The 2,680-nt window shown below is 34.1% G+C and carries 2 protein-coding genes and 2 pseudogenes; 1 reads left to right on the forward strand and 3 read right to left on the reverse strand.

Annotated elements, in window-relative coordinates:
• Positions 1-71: 71 nt before the first annotated feature.
• Positions 72-1,060: pseudogene (locus Wcon_RS09275) on the reverse strand (IS110 family RNA-guided transposase).
• Between the two features lie 454 nt (positions 1,061-1,514).
• On the opposite strand from Wcon_RS09275, the pseudogene Wcon_RS13130 reads away from it, so the two are divergent.
• Positions 1,515-2,039: pseudogene (locus tag Wcon_RS13130) on the forward strand (transposase family protein); the annotation flags it as partial.
• Here Wcon_RS13130 and Wcon_RS11495 read toward each other — a convergent pair.
• Entirely contained in the window at positions 1,969-2,349 is a 381-nt protein-coding gene (locus Wcon_RS11495) for a hypothetical protein (protein WP_179947515.1), read from the reverse strand. The pseudogene Wcon_RS13130 and the gene Wcon_RS11495 overlap by 71 nt on opposite strands.
• A partial coding sequence (locus Wcon_RS09285; protein WP_237350139.1) for a hypothetical protein occupies positions 2,318-2,680 on the reverse strand: 363 nt, incomplete at its 5' end. The genes Wcon_RS09285 and Wcon_RS11495, both read right to left, overlap by 32 nt.

The raw sequence follows: 2,680 nt of genomic DNA on the forward strand, positions 1-2,680 counted from the left end.
TTCTGATTGTGTAACAGTACACAGATTACAGTTAGTGAATATGTTGAATGGATTGGAAGCATTTTTTGATTTTAAACTACAGTCAACATCCTAGTTCTGTAATTCTTGATATGATTTGGATCAAAAGCACTTTTGGATGTCAGGATACCGAAAATGATATGGAGTAGCTTACGCATTGCAGCTCCCACAATTGCCATATTATGCTTACCCTTCTTCTTTAGTCTTTGGCAAAAACTCACAATGATAGGATTGTGATTCTTGGCTACTATGGCAGGAAAGAAAAGGGCCTTACGTAATGTTTGTGAACCTGATTTACTTAATCTTGGTTTAGAATGTACAGATGAACCTGATGTTATATTTTTCGGTATAACTCCTGTATATGCTGCCAATTGCCTGGCATCTCTAAAAGCTTTTATGTCAGGGATTTCAGCTAAAATAGCCATTGCTGATTCCTCTCCTATTCCTGGAATAGTCAATAGAAGCTGAAAATTTTCCAACAATTCTTTGTGCTGCTTTAATAGTTTGCGTATGGAGTTTTTTATTATTTCTATTTTTTTAACTATATTCGTTGCAACAAGCATTTGCAACTTCTTTAGGCAGTCTCTCTTTTTTTTCTAGGTGGTTATTTACTAATTCTTTTAACGCAACTGAGCAACGATAAAGATGTTTTAATTTTTTCATTTCAGAAGAAGGTGGTGTCCAACGAGTTGGTTCCTGTCTTTGGCAATAATCAGCAATAATTTCTGCATCAGTCTGATCATTCTTTTGTCTTACGAGCTTACTCCTTGTATAAGATTTAATACAATAAGGATTTACAACACTAACAAAATGTCCAGCATTGTGCAGAAATTCAGCCAAAGCTTCGCTATAACAACCACATGCATGACTTTACTTCTTCCACATTATGCTTTTGTAGAAAACTCAGCAGACCTTGAAACCCAAGATCATCGTTCTTAAAGCTCCTTTTCCTAGTTTCACGCTTTTCTTTTTTACTTATGAATGAAAGAAAAACATCAAAGCGATCTTTTGATACATCAATTCCAAGAAAGTTGTTGATCATATATAACCCCATACGTTACCATTTAAAACGAAAAGTAAGGCTAACCTTGTGGATACAGAATTAGAGCCATTTAGGTCTTTCTACGATACCGTCCAGCCTATACTTTTGAGGAGGGAACTCTTATCTTTCTTACAGATTTTATATCTAAGAGGAGAAACAGAGTTCTTCCCTCCTCCACCTAATGCTTAAGCTTAAAACATTAGATGCTTTTTACAAGATACAAGAAGAGAAGCGGTAAAAATTATTTTAGATATTAAACGATAAAATTAGTAATTTATAGACTCTTTAAAAAAAATTATCTTATTTAAGACCAAGATTTCTTAAAAAATAAATATAACAAATAAACCTTAAATGGTTGCTATATTGGGTGTATTCTCTTAACTTGATGCGTATGGTTTATTTAGCACTCCCAAACCAAATAAACAATGCATGGAAGATCGTTTGTTAATGGCACTACCGTACCTATTTCCATAAAGCTATGGAATAAGTGAAAGTGCCTGCATTCGCTGATAAAGCATCAAGATTTTGCATTGCCTGGAAAAAAAGAGCTATTAAATGCAATATGAGATTCTGGTAGTAGACGGAACAGAAACTCCCATAGAGAGAGCAAAAAAAAGCAGAAAAGATTTTTTTCAGGAAAAAAAAGAAACATACAATAAAGACACAAGTAGTTATAGCAAAAGAAAGTAAGAAAATTATATGTACTTCCTTTGCTAACGGTAAACGACATGACTTTAGGATTTTTGAAGAGTCGATGTTATCAAGTTTTAGCTGATAGGGGTATGCAAAAGTTTCATAAAAATGTTCAACTCCCTCATAGGAGATCAAAAAAGCACCCTTTACCAAAAGACAAAAAAGCAGAGAACTTTCTAGCCAAAGAGTTGTAGTTATTGGTTTACTTAAGCGATTTAAAATAATTTCAGACAGGTATAGAAATAGACGAAGGCGTTTCGGTTTACGGTTTTGCCTCTTTCTATAATTTTGAGCTGCTTCCTTAGGTTATGCAAGAAGTCTAATGTCATTCTAGTGTTTAACATACATCTGTATGTAGTTACACACAGCTGTACGAACATACAAATTGACTCTTGACCATGATTTAAAATCATTTCCCGGAACGATTTATGATCCGAAAATCCTTCTGCCTGAGTACATAAATTAAGCAATTTTGCGAATCTTCCATCTGTTGAAATAGTGCATTTTATCATATTTTTCTCACAATATTTTGCGTTTCTGCAGGGAATACCAAGATGTAGTAATTTACTTGATAGCTGAAGTGTAGTTATCAGCAACTTTCGTTGATTTTCCGGAACTCTGCAACACGAACGAAAAAATCTTCTCAAAATACTTGACAGGTATTGTTTTTAAGCGGCTTGCTACCGATGAATGGCGAGTATCTATATTGAACATTCTACGATAATTTTCCTCGATTATCCGCAAACTCAGCTCATTTTTCTCCAGTATGCTATAGAGCAACAAATTGAAAACGTTTTCTCCAGTCAGCTTGCTAACCCTATAATCAACACCAACTGCCTCACCTATTTTCTCTAGCTCTTTTCTAGGCAATTTTGATATTATTTCTTTGTAGTAGAACATCACATATCCCAAATTTCCACAATATTC

The organism is Wolbachia endosymbiont of Cylisticus convexus (genome assembly GCF_003344345.1).